This window comes from Streptomyces sp. NPDC001002, from assembly GCF_053599215.1.
Map to the genome: position 1 here is coordinate 1 of NZ_JBSFLV010000054.1, position 18,960 is coordinate 18,960.

The 18,960-nt window shown below is 69.8% G+C and carries 11 protein-coding genes; 8 read left to right on the forward strand and 3 right to left on the reverse strand.

The genetic code is table 11. The features are described from left to right. Positions 1–84: 84 nt before the first annotated feature. The 6 genes from ACWDR3_RS24210 to acnA all read left to right on the forward strand — a co-directional run bounded on the left by ACWDR3_RS24210 (position 85) and on the right by acnA (position 8,878). A complete protein-coding gene (locus tag ACWDR3_RS24210; protein ID WP_450354628.1) occupies positions 85–1,134 on the forward strand; it encodes a LacI family DNA-binding transcriptional regulator in 1,050 nt (349 codons plus the stop codon). 5 nt (positions 1,135–1,139) lie between these two features. Then, on the forward strand, positions 1,140–2,735 hold the full coding sequence (locus ACWDR3_RS24215; RefSeq protein ID WP_450354660.1) for an FAD-dependent oxidoreductase: 1,596 nt from the start codon (positions 1,140–1,142) through the stop codon (positions 2,733–2,735). A gap of 36 nt (positions 2,736–2,771) precedes the next feature. Then, positions 2,772–4,034, forward strand: coding sequence for an ABC transporter substrate-binding protein (locus ACWDR3_RS24220; RefSeq protein ID WP_450354629.1), 1,263 nt, complete (start codon positions 2,772–2,774; stop codon positions 4,032–4,034). Then, positions 4,031–4,996, forward strand: coding sequence for a carbohydrate ABC transporter permease (locus ACWDR3_RS24225; RefSeq protein WP_450354630.1), 966 nt, complete (start codon positions 4,031–4,033; stop codon positions 4,994–4,996). The genes ACWDR3_RS24220 and ACWDR3_RS24225 overlap by 4 nt, the downstream gene beginning before the upstream one ends. A gap of 118 nt (positions 4,997–5,114) precedes the next feature. Continuing rightward, positions 5,115–5,864, forward strand: coding sequence for a carbohydrate ABC transporter permease (locus ACWDR3_RS24230; protein ID WP_450354661.1), 750 nt, complete (start codon positions 5,115–5,117; stop codon positions 5,862–5,864). A 299-nt stretch (positions 5,865–6,163) separates the two neighbouring features. Continuing rightward, positions 6,164–8,878, forward strand: coding sequence for an aconitate hydratase AcnA (acnA, locus tag ACWDR3_RS24235; RefSeq protein WP_450354631.1), 2,715 nt, complete (start codon positions 6,164–6,166; stop codon positions 8,876–8,878). Between the two features lie 94 nt (positions 8,879–8,972). On the opposite strand, the gene ACWDR3_RS24240 is transcribed toward acnA, so the two are convergent. Further along, positions 8,973–9,974: a response regulator transcription factor gene (locus tag ACWDR3_RS24240; protein WP_450354632.1), complete on the reverse strand. Its 1,002-nt coding sequence runs from the start codon at positions 9,972–9,974 to the stop codon at positions 8,973–8,975. 105 nt (positions 9,975–10,079) lie between these two features. After that, a complete protein-coding gene (locus ACWDR3_RS24245) occupies positions 10,080–13,817 on the reverse strand; it encodes a S8 family serine peptidase (protein WP_450354633.1) in 3,738 nt (1,245 codons plus the stop codon). Positions 13,818–14,128: 311 nt separating this feature from the next. Between ACWDR3_RS24245 and ACWDR3_RS24250 the strand changes: the two genes are divergently transcribed. Together ACWDR3_RS24250 and ACWDR3_RS24255 are read left to right on the forward strand one after the other, a co-directional pair. Continuing rightward, entirely contained in the window at positions 14,129–14,854 is a 726-nt protein-coding gene (locus ACWDR3_RS24250; protein ID WP_450354634.1) for a response regulator transcription factor, read from the forward strand. Further along, complete coding sequence (locus ACWDR3_RS24255) at positions 14,851–16,494, forward strand: sensor histidine kinase (protein ID WP_450354635.1); 1,644 nt, start codon at positions 14,851–14,853, stop codon at positions 16,492–16,494. The genes ACWDR3_RS24250 and ACWDR3_RS24255 overlap by 4 nt, the downstream gene beginning before the upstream one ends. Here ACWDR3_RS24255 and ACWDR3_RS24260 read toward each other — a convergent pair. Beyond that, positions 16,478–18,745: an NEW3 domain-containing protein gene (locus tag ACWDR3_RS24260; RefSeq protein WP_450354636.1), complete on the reverse strand. Its 2,268-nt coding sequence runs from the start codon at positions 18,743–18,745 to the stop codon at positions 16,478–16,480. The two genes, ACWDR3_RS24255 and ACWDR3_RS24260, sit on opposite strands and share 17 nt — an antisense overlap. Between the last annotated feature and the right edge of the window lie 215 nt (positions 18,746–18,960).

Genomic DNA, 18,960 nt, shown 5'->3' on the forward strand with positions numbered 1-18,960 from the left:
CGGTCAAGGGGTATTGCGCATTTGTTTCGGTCGGTTTAACGTCACCGACGACCGCTGAAGTTACGCATTATCACCGGAGGACCGATGCCAACGAAGCCGCGCCGGATCACCCAGCGCGAGGTCGCCGAGATCGCGGGAGTCAGCCAGACCACCGTCTCGCTGGTGCTGAACGACCGTGACGGCACCAACGTGCGCATCCCGGAGGAGACCCGGGCGCGGGTCAAGCGGGCCCTTGAGGAGGCGACCTACGTCGCCGATCCGGCGGCCCGCCGGCTGGCCGGCCTGGACAACCAGATCATCGGCGTCTTCACCTACGAGGAGGCCCTGTCACCGGAGAGCCTCGACTTCTACGGCCCGCTGCTGAACGGGATCGAGGGCGCGGCCGAGGCGATCGGCTGGGACCTGCTGCTCTTCACGTCCTCACCGGTCGAGAACGGCACCCGCAGTCTCTTCCACCGCAAGACCCGGCTGCGGCTCACCGACGGCTGTGTCCTGCTCGGTCAGCAGATGGTCGGCGCCGAGCTGGAACGGCTGGTCGCCGAGCAGTTCCCGTTCGTCGCGGTCGGCCGCAGGGACGAGACGACCGCGGCCGTGCCGTACGTCGGCGTCGACTACGTCACCCCGGCGAACGCCCTGATCGACCAGGCCGCAGCCGGGGGACACAGTCAGGCCCTGTACGTGCACCGCGGCCGGGACACCGCCACCGCCCGGGACCGGCGCGGCGCGGTCGAGGCCGCCTCGGCGGCGGGCCGGATGGCGTTCATGCTGGTGGGCGAGGAGCGGGTCGCCGAGATCGCCCGGCTGGCCAGGGCCACGGAGGCCACGCTGATCATCGCCGAGGACGCCTTCCTGACCGAGGACGTCATCCTCGCGCTCGTCGGTGCCGGGGTGGACGTGCCCGGCGAGATCTCGGTCGCCGCGTTCGGTGAGGTCCGCGGTCATCGCACCGACGGACGGGCGCTGACGGGCTTTCGCGTGCCGCGCAAACAGGTCGCGGCCGAAGCGCTCGAACTGCTCCAGCAGTTGATCACCACCGACCCGCAGGAGTGGGCCGAACTGGACATCCAGCGGCTCCTGGTGGCCGAGGTCGAAGTGGGCGACACCATCGCCGTCCGGTCGGCGGATCTGTCGTGAGCGTCGTGCGCGAGGTCACCACCGAGGTGGCGGTCATAGGCGGCGGTCTCGGCTCGGTGGCGGCCGCTCTCGCACTGCTCCAGCGCGGGCACAGGGTGGTGCTGACCGAGGAATTCCCTTGGCTGGGCGGCCAGTTGACGTCCCAGGCGGTACCGCCGGACGAGCACATCTGGGTCGAGCAGTTCGGCGTGACCGCCCGCTACCGGACCCTGCGCGACAACATCCGCCGCTACTACCGCGACCACTACCCGCTCTCGGACACTGCTCGCGGGGACCGCCAACTCAACCCGGGGCGCGGCCGGGTGAGCCGGCTGTGCCACGAACCGCGGGTGGCGCTCGCGGTGATCGAGGCCCTCCTCGCGCCGTACCGGTCGAGCGGCCGCCTGACCGTCCTGCAGCCCGCGGTCCCGGTCGCGGCCGAGACTGTGAACGGCGTGGTCCGCACGGTCACCGTCGCCGATCCGCGGACCGGTCAACACAGCGTGATCAGCGCGGAGTTCGTGCTGGACGGCACCGAGACCGGTGACCTGCTGCCGCTGACCGGCACCGAGTACGTGGTCGGCGCCGAGGCCCGGTCCGACACCGGCGAGCCGAGCGCCCCCGAGGTCGCCGACCCCGCCAACGTGCAGTCGATCGCCTGGTGTTTCGTCTTCGACCACGTTCCCGGGGACCACACGATCGCCCGGCCCGACGACTACGACGAATGGCGCTCCTTCGAACTGCCCTACTGGGGCGCGCCGATGCTGTCGTTCACCGCGCCCGACCCGCGCACCCTGGCGCCGGAGCGGCGCACCATGATCGTCAATCCGGAGCAGGACGTCTCCGGCGATCCGCGCTTCGACGCCGGGGACCGTGACCTGTGGCAGTTCCGGCGGATCGCGGCCCGGCAGACCTTCGCCGAGGGCCTGTACGACAGCGACATCGTGCTGGCCAACTGGCCCCAACTGGACTATGTCGGCGGCTCGATCATCGACACCGACGACCGCGAGCGGCACCTGGCCGCGGCCAAGGCCCAGTCCCGGGCCTATGTCCACTGGCTGCAGACCGAGGCACCCCGGCCAGACGGCGGCACGGGGTGGCCGGGTCTCAGGCTGCGCGGAGACCTCGTAGGAACGGACGACGGCTTCGCGCAGGCCCCGTACATCCGTGAATCCCGCCGGATCAAGGCGCTGACGACCGTCCGCGAGCAGGACATCTCGGTGAAGGCTCGCGGGTCCGACGGGCCGGCCCGCTTCGAGGCGTCCGTCGGGGTCGGGATGTACCGGATCGATCTGCACCCCTCGACCGGCGGTGACAACTACATCGACGTCGAGTCCGCGCCGTTCGAGATCCCGCTGGGCGCGCTGATCCCGGTCCGGACCCAGAACCTGGTCCCCGCCGCCAAGAACATCGGCACCACCCACATCACCAACGGCGCCTACCGGCTCCACCCGGTCGAGTGGAACGTCGGCGAGTCCGCGGGCGAACTCACCGCGTTCTGCCTCGACCGCGGACTGAGCCCGCGGCAGGTCGCCGCCGAACCCGCACTCGTCGAGCAGTTCCAGCGCCGCCTGGTCGAGGCCGGCGTCGAACTCCACTGGCCCGAGGTCGTCGGCTATTGAGCCGGACCGGCATCCGCACGTGAAAGGAACCCACCCATGATCGGAACCAGAAAGGCGCTGAGCGCCGTCGCCGTGACGACGGTCCTCGCGCTGACCGCGGCCTGCGGCGGGTCGTCGACCGGCACCTCGGACAAGGCAGTCGAGCTGCGGATGACGGTCTGGACCGCGGACAAGGCCCAGTTGAAGCTGTTCGACGACATCGCCGCCGCCTACCGGGCCGACCACCCCGACATCGCGAAGATCACCTTCGAGAGCCTCCCGTTCGCCGACTACAACACGACGCTCACCACCCAGATCGCCGGCGGCAACGCCCCGGACCTCGCGTGGATGGGCGACCTCTCGCGGGACCTCATAGCCTCCGACGCCCTCCTCGGCCTGACCGACACGCTCAAGGCGACCCCCGGCTGGAAGTACGACGACCTGCTCGCCAGCGCGACGGCGGAGTACAGCCACGACGGCACGCTGTACGCCTACCCGTTCTCCAACTCGCCGTTCGCCCTCTACGTCAACACCGACCTGCTGGCCGAGGCCGGGCAGAAGATCGATCCGGCCACCCTCACCTGGGACCAGGTCGCGGCGGCCGGCGCGGCCGTGCACGCGAAGACCGGCAAGGCCGGCTTCGTCGTCCGCGACTTCGACTACAAGGCGTGGAACACGCTGGCCACCGTGTGGACCGGCTGGGGCGCGTCGGCCTGGAGCGCGGACGGCAAGACCTGCACCTTCGACAGCCCCGAGATGCAGCAGGCGTTCACCTTCCTGCACGACGCGGCCTTCAAGACCAAGGCGATGCCGGGCCCCGGCACCACCGCCGACTTCTTCGCGGGCGACGCCGCCTTCACCGTCGCGCAGGTCTCCCGCGCCTCGCTGCTGACCGGCTCGTTCAAGTTCGGCCTCTACCCGCTGCCCGCGGGCCCCAAGGGCAAGTACTCCGTCCTCGGCCAGGCCGGGATGGGCGTGCTGGCCTCCAGCAAGCACCCGAAGCAGGCGGCGGACTTCCTCGCGTACCTGACCGACCCGGAGAACGCCGCCAAGCTGGCCGAGTACTTCCCGCCGCCGCGGAAGTCGCTGCTGACCGGGGCCAAGCTCGCCGCGAACAACAAGGTCCTCAAGCCCGCCCAGCTCCAGGCCGCGGTGGTCGACCAACTGCCGGGCGCCGTCACGCTGCCCAACCACACCAGCCCGGCGGAGATCGCCCAGAAGGGCAAGACGGCGCTCGACGCGATGTGGCGCGCCGACGCCGACGTCCCGGCCGTCCTGAAGTCGGTCTGCGCCGCGATCGATCCGATTCTGGCGAAGTGAGCGGGACCCGGGCCGCCGAGCGGGCGGTCGTGAAGTCCGCGGTCGGGACCGCGCGCCCGTCGCGTCCGGCGGGTCCGGCTTTCTGGACCACCCGCCGACGGGACGTACTGACCGGCTACCTCTTCGTCCTGCCGCAGCTGATCGGAGTGGCGGTGTTCGTCCTGCTGCCGGTCGGCATGGCGATCTGGTACAGCCTGAACGACTGGAACGTCCTCTCCGGCAAGCAGACCTTCGTCGGCGGCGACAACTACGCGGCCCTGGCCGACGACCCGCAACTGCCCAAGGTGCTGCTGGCGACCCTGCTCTTCTCCGGCGGGGTGGTGGTCGTCAACATCACGCTCGGGCTGCTGATCGCCGTACTGCTCAACCGGAAGTTCCGCGGGGTCACGGTGTTCCGGACGCTGTTCTTCTCCCCGGTGGTGGTCTCCGTCGTCGCCTGGACCCTGGTCTGGGGCTTCCTGCTCCAGGACAACGGCGGCATCAACGGCCTCCTGAGCGCGGTCGGGATCGACGGCCCGAACTGGCTCCAGGAGGGCGACACCGCGATGGTGTCGGTGATCCTCACCCAGGTGGTGCGCAGCGTCGGCGTCAACATGGTGCTGTTCCTGGCCGCCCTCCAGGGCGTACCGCGGGAGCTGTACGAGGCCGCTCGCATCGACGGCGCGAGCAGCCGCACGGTCTTCACCCGGGTCACGCTGCCGATGATCTCCCCGACGGTGCTGCTGACCGTCATCGTCACGGTGGTCGGGGCGTTGCAGTCCTTCGCCCAGATCGCCGTCCTGACCGGCGGCGGCCCCGGCCTGTCCACCACGGTCCTCGTCTACTACGTCTTCCAGCAGGCCTTCGAGTTCAACGACATCGGCTACGGCTCGACGCTGGCCCTGATGCTGCTGTCCTTCGTCATGCTGCTCACCTTGCTGCAATGGCAGCTGCGCCGTAAGTGGGTGTTCTATGAGGACTGACAACGTGCGGACCGACCGCGTCCGGACCGGCAAAGTCCCAACTGCCAGGGCCCGTTCGGTACTTCTGCTGATCGCGCTGAGCGTGCTGGCGATCCCGTTCGTCGTACCGACGGTCTGGATGGTCGCCGCGTCGGTCAAACCGCTGGCGGAGATCTTCCGGAGCCCCCCGTCGCTGTGGACCGACTCACCGACCCTGTCCGCGTACCGCGAGGCGTTCACCTTCCAGCCCTTCGCCCGGCAGTACTTCAACAGCGTCTACATCGCCGTCCTGGTCACCCTGATCACCCTGGCGGTGTCCAGCCTGGCCGGTTACGCCTTCGCCCGGATCCGGTTCCCCGGCGCGAACGCGCTGTTCATGGTGGTGCTGACCGGGATGCTGGTACCGAGCGAGGTGACCATCGTGCCGCTCTTCCAGCTGTTCAAGTCGGCCGGCCTGATCAACACGCACTGGCCGCTGATCCTGGTGACCGCGCTGGCCGGACCGTGTGTGCTGGCGACGTTCATCATGCGGCAGTTCTTCATCGCCCTGCCCGTCGAACTGGAGGAGGCCGGCCGCCTCGACGGCCTCGGCCGTCCCGCGATCTGGTGGCGGATCTGTCTGCCGCTGGCCAGGCCGGCCCTGTCGGCGGTGGCGATCCTGACGTTCCTGGCCTCCTGGAACCTCTACCTGGAGCCCACGGTGTACCTCACGTCACCGGACCTGTTCACCCTGCCCCAGGCCCTGACCCGCTTCGCCGACTCCTACGGCGGCCCGATGTGGAACACCCAGCTCGCGGCCGCCACGATGACGGTCCTGCCGATGCTGATCGTCTTCGTCCTGGCCCAGCGCCACTTCATCGAGGGCCTGTCCCACTCCGGCCTCAAGTGAACCGTCAGGGGCTCTCCGGCTCCGAGACCGCCCAGCCGGACCACTGACGGAGTCCGCGTTCATGGCTCGGCAGAGTACTGGCAGAGGTCGGACACGGCCCGGGCATGACCAGCCCGCCCCCATGTACTAGAGTTATCTCGACATCGAGATATCTGCACCAGGAGCACCGCAGCCGCACACCACCGCCGACCCGGCAGTAAGGCTTGCCTAACTTAGCCTTACCTTAGCGGATCGGCCAAGTAGCCGTGGCGGCAGGATCGTGGTGAGTGAGTACGCGCACATCAATGAAGGAGACTGTCGTGTCGGCGAACAGCTTCGACGCCCGCAGCACGCTGCAGGTGGGCGACGAGTCGTACGAGATCTTCCGGCTGGACAAGGTGGAAGGCTCGGCTCGCCTTCCGTACAGCCTGAAGGTGCTGCTGGAGAACCTGCTCCGCACCGAGGACGGCGCGAACATCACCGCCGACCACATCCGTGCCCTCGGTGGCTGGGACTCGCAGGCGCAGCCCAGCCAGGAGATCCAGTTCACGCCGGCCCGCGTGATCATGCAGGACTTCACCGGCGTGCCCTGTGTCGTGGACCTCGCCACCATGCGTGAGGCCGTCAAGGAGCTGGGCGGTGACGCGGCGAAGATCAACCCGCTGGCCCCCGCCGAGCTGGTCATCGACCACTCCGTCATCGCCGACAAGTTCGGCACCCACGAGGCCTTCGCGCAGAACGTCGAGCTGGAGTACGGCCGCAACCGCGAGCGCTACCAGTTCCTGCGCTGGGGCCAGACCGCGTTCGACGAGTTCAAGGTCGTCCCGCCGGGCACCGGCATCGTCCACCAGGTCAACATCGAGCACCTCGCCCGGACCGTCATGGTCCGCAACGGCCAGGCGTACCCCGACACCCTGGTCGGCACCGACTCCCACACCACCATGGTCAACGGCCTCGGTGTGCTGGGCTGGGGCGTCGGCGGCATCGAGGCCGAGGCCGCGATGCTCGGCCAGCCGGTCTCGATGCTCATCCCGCGCGTCGTCGGCTTCAAGCTGACCGGCGAGCTGACCCCGGGCACCACCGCCACCGACCTCGTGCTCACGATCACCGAGATGCTCCGCAAACACGGTGTCGTCGGCAAGTTCGTCGAGTTCTACGGTGAAGGCGTCGCCGCCACCTCGCTCGCCAACCGCGCCACCATCGGCAACATGTCGCCGGAGTTCGGCTCCACCGCCGCGATCTTCCCGATCGACGCCGAGACCATCAAGTACCTGAAGCTGACGGGCCGCGACGCCCAGCAGCTCGCGCTCGTCGAGGCGTACGCCAAGGAGCAGGGCCTCTGGCTCGACCCGGCCGCCGAGCCCGACTTCTCCGAGAAGCTGGAGCTCGACCTCGCCACGGTCGTCCCCTCGATCGCCGGCCCGAAGCGCCCGCAGGACCGCATCGTCCTCGCGAACGCCTCCGAGCAGTTCACGAGCGACGTGCGCAACTACGTCGCCGACGACGACGAGGCGGGCAAGGAGTCCTTCCCGGCCTCCGACTCCCCGGCCGCCAGCAACGGCGTACCGAGCAACCCGGTCACCGTGACCGCCCCCGACGGCTCGACCTACGAGCTCGACCACGGCGCGGTCACCGTCGCGGCCATCACCTCCTGCACCAACACCTCGAACCCGTACGTCATGGTCGCCGCCGCGCTCGTCGCGAAGAAGGCCGTGGAGAAGGGCCTGACCCGCAAGCCGTGGGTCAAGACCACCCTCGCCCCGGGCTCCAAGGTCGTCACCGACTACTTCGACAAGGCGGGGCTCACCCCCTACCTCGACAAGGTCGGCTTCAACCTCGTCGGCTACGGCTGCACCACCTGCATCGGCAACTCCGGCCCGCTGCCGGAGGAGGTCTCCAAGGCCGTCAACGACCATGACCTGGCCGTGACTTCGGTGCTCTCCGGCAACCGCAACTTCGAGGGCCGGATCAACCCCGACGTCAAGATGAACTACCTGGCGTCCCCGCCGCTGGTCGTCGCCTACGCCCTCGCGGGCTCCATGAAGGTGGACATCACGCGCGACGCCCTGGGCACCGACCAGGACGGCAAGCCGGTCTTCCTGGAGGACATCTGGCCCTCCGAGGCCGAGGTCAACGACGTCGTGGCGAACGCCATCGGCGAGGACATGTTCAACAAGTCCTACGCCGACGTCTTCGCCGGTGACGCCCAGTGGCAGGCGCTGCCGATCCCGACCGGCAACACCTTCGAGTGGGACGCCGAGTCGACCTACGTCCGCAAGCCCCCCTACTTCGAGGGCATGACGATGGAGACCACCCCGGTCTCGGACATCGACGGCGCGCGCGTGCTGGCCAAGCTCGGCGACTCGGTCACCACCGACCACATCTCCCCGGCCGGTGCGATCAAGGCCGACACCCCGGCCGGCAAGTACCTCACCGAACACGGCATCGAGCGGCGTGACTTCAACTCCTACGGCTCGCGCCGAGGCAACCACGAGGTCATGATCCGCGGCACCTTCGCCAACATCCGCCTGCGCAACCAGGTCGCGCCGGGCACCGAGGGCGGCTTCACGCGTGACTTCACGCAGGCCGACGCGCCGGTGTCGTTCATCTACGACGCCTCGCGCAACTACATCGAGCAGGGCATCCCGCTGGTCATCCTGGCCGGCAAGGAGTACGGCTCCGGCTCGTCCCGCGACTGGGCCGCCAAGGGCACCGCGCTCCTCGGCGTCAAGGCCGTCATCGCCGAGTCCTACGAGCGCATCCACCGCTCGAACCTCATCGGCATGGGCGTCATCCCGCTCCAGTACCCGGCGGGCCAGTCCGCCGAGACCCTCGGCCTGACCGGCGAGGAGGCCTTCTCCATCGCCGGCATCACCGAGCTGAACGACGGCACCACCCCGAGCACGGTCAAGGTCACCACCGACACCGGCGTGGAGTTCGACGCGGTCGTCCGCATCGACACCCCCGGCGAGGCCGACTACTACCGCAACGGCGGCATCCTGCAGTACGTGCTGCGCAACCTGATCCGCAACTAGCGGACCCGGTACGGCAGTTGAGGGCCGCACCCCTGGCGACGGGGGTGCGGCCCTTTGCCGTTCGGCTACAGCCAGACGGCCCTCCGCCGTTCCGCTACAGCCACCCCCGCTGCGCCGCCCGCAGCCCGAGCTGGAAGCGGCTCGCCGCCCCGAGCCGTTCCTGGAGGTCGCTCACCCGCCGCCGCAGCGTGCGCAGACTGATCCCCAGATGGCGGGCGACCGCCTCGTCCTTCAACCCGGCCGCCAGCAGCCGCGTCAACGCCTGCTCGTCCTCGGAGAGTTCACCGTTCCCCGCGGGCCGGCCGAGCGGGGTCGCCTGCTGCCAGGCCAGCTCGAAGAGCTTCTGCAGGGCCTCGGTCACCGCCGAATGCCATACGACGACGGCGCAGTAGCCGCCCGCCGCCGACGAGGTCAGCGGGAGCAGGGCCCGACGCCCGTCGACCACCAGCAGTTTGAGCGGCACGGACGGCAACACCCGCGCCTGCTCGCCGAGTTCGACCATGTTCCAGGCGCGGGACAGGGCGTTCGGATCCTCCAGGGCGGTCGCCGCGTAGATGCCGCGCGAGACGATCCCGCGCTTGAGCAGATCGGCCTGGAGGTCCACCTGCGGTGCGGGCGGGGCGAGATAGGGCGGGGTGTCGAAAAGACACACCTCGTGCTCCGCGCGGGCGTACATCTCCTCCAAGCGGGCCGCGATGGCTCCCTCGCCCGAGGCGACCTCGATCAGCCGGGACGGCTCCTCGCGCAGCAGCCCCGCCTCGTACGCGGTGGCCATCTCCTCGGCGGTGGCGGCGACCAGTTCGGACTCCGTCTCGCGCCGCCGGATCAGCGCGCGGATCGCCACCCGCGGATCGACCGCCCGTAACCCGCCCATGGAGTCCGGCGGTTGGAGCAGTCCCAGCGCGAGCAGCCGGTCGCAGGCCTCGCGCAGTTCGGCCGGGGTCGCCCTGGCCATCAGCGCCCAGCCGCCCGCGCCCGCGTCGGGCTGATGGAGAATCGACCGGTACACCAGCTCGTCGGAGGCGGAGACCCCCACCGCGGCCCAAGGGCTCGCGGCAGGGGTCCGTCGTGCAGGATCCTGTGCCGTGTTCACCATGGCTCGCCACGGTAGGGGTTCTTTGTTAAGAATCCTTACCGTGGCTCGGCCCGTCCGCTCACTTCGGGATCACTCCGGGCTTAAACTCCGGGCTCAACTTCGGGATCACTTCAGGCCGAAGGCCCGCAGTACGGTCTGGTCGATCCCGTTGCCGACGCGGTCGACGGCCCGCACACGCAGCGACACCGACGCGGCGCCCTTCGCGGGCCTGAACCGTGCCTCGCCCTTCTTGACACTCACCGCTTTCCAGGACGCGCCGTCGTCGTAGGAGACCCAAGCCTTCAGACTGCTCGCCCGGACGCTCCCCGACGGGTTCGCGACCGACAGTCCGACCGCCAACTCCCGTCTGGCGTCGGCCCGGTTGAGGAGATCGAGACCCTTCGGGGCGATGCCGACGGTGAGCAGTGGCAGCGCCGTCGCGGTGTCGGTGTGCGCCGAGGCGAAGGTCCACTCGGTGTGCGTGCTCGTGGAGTACTTCGCCCAGGCCGCCTTGCGCTGCACGTCCAGATCGAAGCGGTACGAGGCCTTCGCCGCCGGCACGTCGAAGACGCCGTATCCGCCGCGCGTCGAGTTGCCGACGAACTGCCCGTCCGCGTAGAGCTTGCCCTGCGCTGTGGTGTCGACGGTGTCGATGTTTCCGTAGTGGCCAGGCGTGGAGTCGTTCAACTCCGTTACAGAGAAGGTGAGTCTGTCGCCGGTGCGGGCCGAGAGGCCGTACTCCTCGCTGCTGCCCGGCCGGACGACCTGGCGCAGCCAGTTCTCGGTGGGCTCGGTGCCCGCCTTGGTGAAGGTCCGCAGCGGGCTCCACTCGCCCTTGCTGGCCTTCCAGTTGGGGTAGACGACATGCCAGGTGCGGGTGTCCGGGTCGACGTAGTAGTACTCGTCGCGTTCCGTGCCCAGTTGGGTGTACACACTGCTCTCGACGCCGAAGAGCTGCCAGGGGCGGAAGGTGTACAGGGTGTCCGCGCCCATCTCACCGGCCGTGCCGCCGTAGTAACGGGCCTTTCGCTTCACCGTGTTGGACCTGTCGAGGCGGTAGGTCTGGTTCGCGGTGATGGCGTCGCTCTGCGCGGCGAGCAGGTTGTAGACGTAGGGACTGACCGGTGTGCCGCTCAGCTTCAGCGTGACCTTCTTGCCGGTCTTCAGCAGGTCGGCCAGCGCGGCGCCCTGCTCGCCGGTGGCGATCATCAGCGGGACGGTGGTCGCCCGGTCCACGGCCTCGATCCAGAAGCCCGGTGTCTTGCGGTAGACGATGAGGTAACCCGCCCCGGCCTTGGTCGCGTTGTCCAAGGCAGTCTGCGCCCGCTCGGTGGCGCCGACGCCGACCACCGCCACCTTGCCCTTGACGTCGAGCCCCGCGAAGTCGGCCGCGGTGCCGCCGCCCGCGTCCACCGCCCGCACGGTGTGGTCACCGCTGATCTTCAACGGGAAGTCGTTGTACGTCTGCGAGTAGTAGAGCGACGACAGCGAGGTCTTCTCCGGGCTGGTGACGCTCGCCGTCAAATCCTTCGCGTACAGCCGGAACTTGGCGTAGAAGTTCAGGGTGCCCACGGTGACCGGCGGGGTCGGCGCCACATAGACGTGGTCGGTCCAGAAGCCCTGGCTGTAGGTGAGCCCCCAGGCGCTGCCCGGACCCTCCCGGTGCCAACTGGTGCTGAAGCCCTGGAAGTCGGAGTCCTCCTTGGTCTTCGGTCTGATCTCCACCGCCTTGCGGGCGTCGAGGACCACCGCGGTGTCGCCGTCGACCTTGATCTCCGGGTTGCCGACGACCGAGGTGCCCACCGCCAGACCGCCCGCGTCCCGGTCCGGGATCCAGGTCGCGATGGAGTAGGTGCCGGCCGGCACCTGCCAGGTCCAGCCGGTGTCGAGGAAGCCGTAGTCGTCGGGGTAGGCGCCGTTCAGCTCCTGGAGCGTGAAGAGCGAGGCCCCGGTCGACGGGTTGCCCTCGCGGTCCACGAGCGAGACCTTCAGGTCGTAGGTCTTCGGCGCCTTCTCGAAGCCGACGGCCGTGGTGACCTGGACACCGCCGTCGGCGGTCGCCGTGACATGGCCCGTGTACCGGCCCTCGGTCTCCCGCGACGGGTCCACGCCGACGGAGACGGTGGCGGTGCCCCGCGCCGGCACGGTCACCGAACCGGAGCCCAGAGCGAGGTCGGGCAGCGACGACGACAGCTTCAACTCCACCGGACTGTCAGTGGTGTTGGTGTACGTGATGTCCTTGCCGACGACACCGTTGTCGCCGTCCTCGAATCTGCCGAAGCTCAGCGCCGAGGTCGCGAAGACGCCCTGCTCGACCGCCCGTACGGCGTCGACCCGGCCGTCGCCCTGCTCGAACACGGAGTTGACGGTATTCGTCTTCGCCGTGCTGGCCAGCGCCTCCTTGATCTGCTCGCCGGTCCAGTCCGGATGGGCCTGCACGACCAGCGCCGCCGCGCCCGCGACATGCGGGGTGGCCATCGAAGTGCCGCTCGCCGTCGTGTAGTAGTCGTCGACCGGCGTACCACCGGGCATGGTGGTGCCGGCCGCGCGAGCCGCCGTGATGCTCACGCCCGGCGCGGTGATCTCCGGCTTGACCGCCGAGTCGCCGAGGCGCGGACCCCGGCTGGAGAACGAGGCCAGCTGGTCCGACTTGTCGACCGCGCCCACCGTCAGCGCCGAGTCGGCGATGCCCGGGGTGCCCACGGTCTGCTCGCCCGGCCCCGCGTTGCCGGCCGCGATCACGAACAACGCGCCGGTGGACGCGGACAGTTCGTCGACGGTCTCGCTGAGCACGTCCGAGGGGCCGGAGGCCGTACCGCCCAACGACATCGAGACGATCTTCGCGCCGGAGCGCGCCGCCCACTCCATGCCCGCGATGATCCAGGAGGCCTGACCGCTGCCCGTGTCGTCCAGCACCTTGCCGACCAGCAGCCGCGCGCCCGGCGCCACGCCCTTGTACCGGCCGCCCGAGGCCGCGCCCGAGCCGACGATCGTGGACGCCACATGGGTGCCGTGGCCGAAGCCGTCCTGGACCGTCTCGTCCGGTACGAAGCTCTCCGAGCCCGCGATCTTCCCGGCCAGGTCCGGATGCCCGGTGTCCGCGCCCGTGTCCAGGACCGCGACCTCGACGCCTGTGCCGTCGTAGCCCGCCTTCCACACCTCGGGCGCGCCGATCTGCGGCACGCTCACGTCGAGGGAGGCCTGCACCTTGGCGTCCAGCCAGAGCTTGTCGATGCCGTCACCGAGCTGCTTCGCGGCCCTCGCGGTGGGCGCGGTGCCGAGTGCCGGGGCGATGTCCGACCAGAAGGCAGTGGACTTCTTCGCGCTGAGCGCGGCGCCGTCGATCCCGGGCAGCGCCAGCGTCCGGCGCGTGCCCTCGGGGGTCTCGGTGCCCTTGGCGTACGTCGCGATGACCGGGGTGGAGCCGGTCTTCGCGTCCGTGTACCCCTGCTTGACCAGCTGGGTGACATTGAACAGGGCGGGGTCGAGGCGGCCCGCCTTGATGAGCGGGACGGCGTCCGCCGGCAGGACGCTGATCTCGCCGTTCTTCTCGCTGGACAGGAAGGTGGCGGCCTCGCGGCCCTTGCCGCGCCGTACGTCGACGGCGTTCTTGCCGTCCGGTCCGGCGGTCAGAGTGACGGTGTCGCCGGTGATGAGGGTGACGGTCTGCGGTGGAGTGGTGCTCGGGCCCGTGAGGGACGCGGCGGGCGTGGCGGCTGTGGTGGATGTGGTGGATACGGTGGCCCGGGAGCCGTGGGCGGGTGTGGTGACCTCGGATCCCAGGGCGGCTGTCGCGGGCGTGATCGCCCCCGCGAGCAGTCCGGCCGCTCCTGCCACGGCCCACAGGGCGTGGAGTCTTCGCATGGGTGGACGTCCTCCCCTGAACGCGGAACGCCTCCGCCCGGTAAGCGGAAGCCAGGGATCACAGTGGGCGTCCGGCCGGGAGCCGATCAAGGGAATCGAGTGGCCGGAGCGTGCCAATGCCCCCTTCGGCCACAGGAGTTGACGCGAAACCGGCCAAGGGCGAGCGGTCACGATCGGCCGACCGCCCCGGTCCGCGCGCCGGTCCACAACCGGACTCCGCAGGTCCGCCTACCTGTCGGCCCGTCCGTTCGCACGGCTGCGGCTCAGTCGGAACACAGCATTCCCTCAGCCAACCGGGACAGGATCAGGACATGGCTGGCATCTCCGGTACCCGCGGCGGACGGGTTCGCGTTCTCATCGTCGACGACGAACCCGCGCTCACCGAAGTGCTGTCCGTGGCCGTCACCGAGGCGGGCTGGCGGCCCTATCCGGCCGGTGACGGACAGAGCGCGCTCAGGATCGCCCGCGGCTGCGCCCCGCACGCCGTCGTGCTGGACGGGATGCTGCCCGACCTCGACGGCATCCAGGTACTGCGCCGCCTGCGGTACGAGAACCCGAAGCTGCCGGTGCTCATGCTCACCGCCCGCGACGCCGTCGAGCACCGCCTCGACGGACTCGACAGCGGCGCCGACGACTACGTCACCAAGCCCTTCTCCCTGGAGGAGGTCGTGCTGCGGCTGCGCGGACTGCTGCGCCGGGCCGGCACCGAGCGCGGCGCGGCCGACGACTCCGTACGCGTCCTCGGCGACCTCGTGCTGACCGAGGAGACCCGCGAGGTGCACCGCGCGGGACAGCAACTCCCGCTCACCGCCAAGGAGTTCGACCTGCTCAGCCTGTTGCTGAACCATCCGCGTCAGGTGCTGAGCAAGGCCCAGATCCTCGACCACGTGTGGAGCAGTTCCTTCGACGGCGGCGGCAACCTCGTCGAGGTCTACATCTCCAGCCTGCGCCGGAAGATCGACAAGGGCCGCGCGCCGATGATCCACACCGTGCGCGGCACCGGATACACCATCAGGCCGGTGGAGGACGGGAGATGACCGTACGACCGCGCGGGCGCTCCCTGCGGACCCGTCTGCTTCTCCTCGGCGGACGCTCGCTGCGGACCCGTCTGCTCCTGTTCATCGGCGCGATCCTCGTCGCCGTGTGCGCCACGATGGCGCTCACCACCGTCTACGCCCAACGCGCCTATCTCCTCGGCAACTTGGACCAGCGCGTCAGCGACGCCGCCGACCGCAGCCTGGGCGGCGCCTCCCTCCACCCCGAGCTCGACCGCGACCTCGGCTTCCTCCACGAGAGCGGCCACCCCGCCGGGATGCTCGCCGCCCGGCTCGACGACGACGGCGCCGTCCTCACCGCGGCGGTCGTCAGCCAGGACGCCGCCCCACAGGCGCTCGACGACGACCAGCGCGCCGCCCTCGCGGGCCTCACGGCCGACGGCGCCGAGCACACCCGTACCGTGCCAGGACTCGGCGCCTACCGGCTCACCGTCCTGGACAGCGACGGCGTCCGCGTCCTGGCCGGACTCCCGATGGACGACGTACAGGACATGATCACCAAACTGATGGTGGTCGAGTCGGTCGTCGCCGTCGTCGGGCTGGGCGCCGCGGGGGTCGTCTGCGCGGTGGTCATACGACGTCAACTGCGGCCCCTGGGCCGGGTCGCCGCCACCGCCGTCGAGGTCTCCCGTGCCCCGCTGGACCGCGGCGAGGTCACCGGCCTCACCCGTGTCCCCGCCCGGGACACCGACCCCGGCAGCGAGGCAGGACAGGTCGGTGCCGCGCTCAACCGGATGATCGAGCACGTCGAGTCCTCGCTCGCCGAACGGCAGCGCGGCGAGGAGGAGATGCGGCGCAGCGAGGAACGCATGCGGCGCTTCCTGGCCGACGCCAGCCATGAACTGCGTACCCCGCTCGCCTCCATCGCGGGTTATGCCGAGCTGATGAACCGCGGCACCGACCGGATCGAGCCGGTGCTGGCCTGGCGCCGGGTCTCGGCGGAGTCGGCACGGATGACCGGACTGGTCGAGGATCTGCTGCTGCTCGCCCGGCTCGACGAGGGGCGGCCCCTGCACGCGGCCGAGGTCGACCTCGCGGCCGTCGTCGCCGAAGCGGTGTGGGACGCGCGCGCGGCGGGCGACGGCCACGACTGGCAGTTGTCGCTGCCCCTGGAGACCCCGGCCCTGGTCGTCGGCGACGAGGCACGGCTCCACCAGGTGGTGGCCAACCTGCTGGCCAACGCCCGTGTGCACACGCCCGTCGGCACGGCGGTGGTGGCCGAGGTGGAGGCCGTGGGGGAGCGGTGCGTGATCCGCGTACGGGACAACGGGCCTGGGATTCCGGGCGAGTTGCTGCCGCGGGCCTTCGAACGCTTCACCAGGGCCGACTCGTCACGGGCCCGGGCATCCGGGTCCGCGGGCGGCGCGGGGCTCGGACTCGCCATCGCGGCGGCCATCGTGGGGGCGCACGGCGGCCGGATCGACGTGACCAGCGTGCCGGGTCGCACGGAGTTCACGATCGACCTCCCGGCGGACCGACTCCCGCCCGCAGAGCCGGAGATGCACGTCCGCCCGGCGCCGGTGCGGGAGAGCACCGTACGCCGGGCGGACGCCGTCGTCGAAGGCCGGGCCGGCGGAGTCCGTACGGGACTGCCGGCCCGGACCGCTAGGGAGTGGTCGTGAAGGCGTCGAAGTCGGCCTCGCCGGTGGTGCCGGAGGCGTGCGAGGTCTGGGTGAGGCCGACGTCCTGCGTGGCCGCGGCCGTCGGGACGTCGATGGTGCCCACCAGGTTCCACGTGGCGTTGTCGGTCGAGTAGTAGCCGCTGTACGAGGTGCCGGTGCGGACGAGCTTCAGCCACGACGGGTAGGTGGCGGTGCCGGTGGAGTCCTGCGAGTCGAGCTTTCCGTCGCCGTCGCTGTCCCAGTCGAGCAGATAGCCGTTGCCCGGGGTCGCGACCAGGGCCACATAGCCGGGTGAGGTGTTGGACTGGGTGATGTCGTTGCGGACCATGATCCCGGCCTTGGCCCAGACGTCCGTGTTCGACTGCGAGTCGAGCTTCACCGTGGTCACGGAACCGTCGTGCTCGGCTCCGGGCAGATAGATCGTGCCGTACTCGTTGGTGCCGTTGTAGAGGTCCGCGCCCTGCGCTCGGATGCCGAGTTGGGTGCCGGACTGGCTGAAACTGGCCGTGGTGGAGGCGAACGTCTTGTAGGGGGCCGTCACTTGGTGGTTGACGGTGATCGTGTCACCGGCGGTGAGCCGGGTCGTCCCGTCCGACCGGAAGCGGTAACTCGCGCTTCCCTGGAAGTCGCTGGAGGCGAAGAGCTTCGACGAGGGCGGGATGGACACCGAGTAGGTGGCCTTCAACGCGTGGCCGCCGCGGATCGTCCGGGCCCGGGTCACGTCACGCGTGGTGATCTTCGCGCCGGACGGCCCGGTGAGGGTCAGGGCGGCGTCGGTGATCGACCGCGACCCGTTGTCGGACAGCACCGCGGTCACCGTACGCGTGGTGCTGTCGCTGGCCGCCGGCGCCCAGTCGAGCCCGAACGAGACGTCCGGAGCCGCGCCGCTCACCGTGCGGTGGCTGCCGTGGACCCGGTACAGGACCACGCCGTGCGGCGGCACATTGGCGGCGATCCGACCCGCGGACTCGGTCAGCCGCTTGCTCCACAGATCCCGCAGGGAGTAGTCGCGCGCCTTGGCCAGACCCAGCGCGGACGCGGTCGTGGCGACTTCCCGGGGCGCCGACCCGGTGTTGAACAGCCCGACGATCGCATCGCCGTTGGGCTCGGTCTTCGCGAACACCTGCGAGTTCGCGTCCGAGGAGATGCGCTTGGCGTCGATGCCGTCCTGGTCGACCGCGAGGACGTCGGTGTTCTTCAGCAGCTTGAGGTCGGCGGGGTCGAGGTCGGTCAGGTCGGTGCCGAGGATGAGCGGGGAGGAGGCCAGCGACCACAGGCTCATCTGGGTCTTGCGCTCGTCGGGGGTGAGGCCGTTGTTCGCGCCGTTCCCGATCTCCAGGGAGTCGTAGTCGTTGTATCCGCCGGGACCGCCGTGCCCGGCCCACGCGGCGACCTGGTCGAAGCGCGAGGCGATGGAGGCCCAGGTGGTCAGGGGGTAACTGCTGCCGTTCGGACCGCAGTAGCACTCGATGTCGCCGCCGGTGCGCCAGCCGTTGGAGAGCTTCTTCCAGGTGGCCACGTTGTTGATGTCCAGGTTGTTGGACAGCTCCAGGTGGATCGGCCGCCCCGTCTTCCGCAGGGCGTCCGACCAGGCCTGGACGTCCTGTTGGTCGGGCGTGCCGACACCGTCGATCTTGAGGTAGTCGATGCCCCAGCCGGCGAACTGACCGGCCCACGAGTCGACGAAGGTCTGCGCGCCGGGCTTGGTGTAGTCGATGCCCACCATGCCACCGCAGTTGTAGTTGCTCTCCGTCGCCGTGGTCGCGATGTCCCGCGCGTGGTACGGCGTTCCCTTGATCTCCGTGTTCTTGGCGACCGCCTGCTGGGAGATGCCGGGAGTGACGTACAGGCCGAACTTCAGCCCCAGGGAGTGGACATGGTCGGCCACGACCTGGATGCCGTTCTCACCGCCGCGCGGCGGGAACCTGACGGGGTCGGTGACCCAGCGGCCGTACTGGTCGACGTCCGGCCCCTGGCTGCCCGGGCACTGGTACCAGAAGTCGTCGATGTTCGCGTAGACGAAACCATTCTTCGCGAGGCCGCTGGTCTTGAGTGCCTTCGCCTGCGCCTCGATCGTCTGCGCCGTCGGATCGCGGCGGACGAAGCTCCAACTGCTCCATCCCAGCAGGGGTTTGAGCCCGACACCGTTGTCAGAAGCCTGCGCGGGCTGACCCCCGGTCGCGGTGATGCCCGTGGTGAGCAGCAGCGCTCCCGCGCAGGCGGCCAGCAGGCCGCGGATCTGTCTTCTCATGAGCTGTTCCTCCATTGCAACGCTCACTTGCCTCAGAAAGCGTCAAGAACCAACCCCCCGGACGCGACAAGTGAACATGACCGAACGCCATTCACCGCATAGCGCGCTTGGCCAAGAATGAGTCAAGTCTGTGCGGCGACTGTGGCGGGACCGCTCGGCGTTTACAGTCGCCCCACTTCGCGCTAGCTTCCCCATAGGTGGGGTGGGAGCGCTCC

Excerpts from the sequence above, each read along its gene's own strand:
- ACWDR3_RS24220 (WP_450354629.1), top strand. The coding sequence starts at position 2,772 with ATGATCGGAACCAGAAAGGCGCTGAGCGCCGTCGCCGTGACGACGGTC.
- ACWDR3_RS24210 (WP_450354628.1), top strand. The coding sequence starts at position 85 with ATGCCAACGAAGCCGCGCCGGATCACCCAGCGCGAGGTCGCCGAGATC.
- ACWDR3_RS24245 (WP_450354633.1), bottom strand. The coding sequence starts at position 13,817 with ATGCGAAGACTCCACGCCCTGTGGGCCGTGGCAGGAGCGGCCGGACTG.
- ACWDR3_RS24260 (WP_450354636.1), bottom strand. The coding sequence starts at position 18,745 with ATGAGAAGACAGATCCGCGGCCTGCTGGCCGCCTGCGCGGGAGCGCTG.
- ACWDR3_RS24240 (WP_450354632.1), bottom strand. The coding sequence starts at position 9,974 with ATGGTGAACACGGCACAGGATCCTGCACGACGGACCCCTGCCGCGAGC.
- ACWDR3_RS24230 (WP_450354661.1), top strand. The coding sequence starts at position 5,115 with ATGGTCGCCGCGTCGGTCAAACCGCTGGCGGAGATCTTCCGGAGCCCC.
- ACWDR3_RS24250 (WP_450354634.1), top strand. The coding sequence starts at position 14,129 with ATGGCTGGCATCTCCGGTACCCGCGGCGGACGGGTTCGCGTTCTCATC.
- ACWDR3_RS24255 (WP_450354635.1), top strand. The coding sequence starts at position 14,851 with ATGACCGTACGACCGCGCGGGCGCTCCCTGCGGACCCGTCTGCTTCTC.